Consider the following 367-nt stretch of genomic DNA (forward strand, 5'->3'; position numbering starts at 1 on the left):
CTCGCGGCGGAAGCGGGCGATTTCGGTGTTGTCCTGCCAAGGCGCGACAGCGCTGCGCCTTGCGGCCAGGCGCGCCTGGGCCAGGCGCACGGCAAGATAGGCCTCGGCCATGGCGGCAGCGCGGCGATTGACCAGCGCGGCATGGGCATAGACGCCGGGTGCCACGCCATCGGCCACGCGCTCTGTGGCCATTAAGCCGGTAAGCCGTCCGCCAAGATGACGGCGCCGCGCCGCGAGGCGATCGGCCTGCGCCTGCAACTGCCAGGCATCGCAGGCGAGGCGCGCATCATGCGCCAGGCCCTGGGCAATGACCTGAGCCAGCACCGGGTCACCCGCCTGGGTCCACCATGGGGTGGCGTCGGCGCGC

General features: G+C 72.5%; 1 protein-coding gene. It reads right to left on the reverse strand.

The annotated features are described in order from the left end of the window. The coding region (locus H926_RS35120) for a hypothetical protein (RefSeq protein WP_237741128.1) at positions 1-192 on the reverse strand (192 nt) is incomplete at its 3' end. Positions 193-367: the final 175 nt, after the last annotated feature.

It is taken from the genome of Novosphingobium sp. B-7 (genome assembly GCF_000410615.1).
GTDB classification, from domain to species: Bacteria; Pseudomonadota; Alphaproteobacteria; order Sphingomonadales; family Sphingomonadaceae; genus Novosphingobium; species Novosphingobium capsulatum.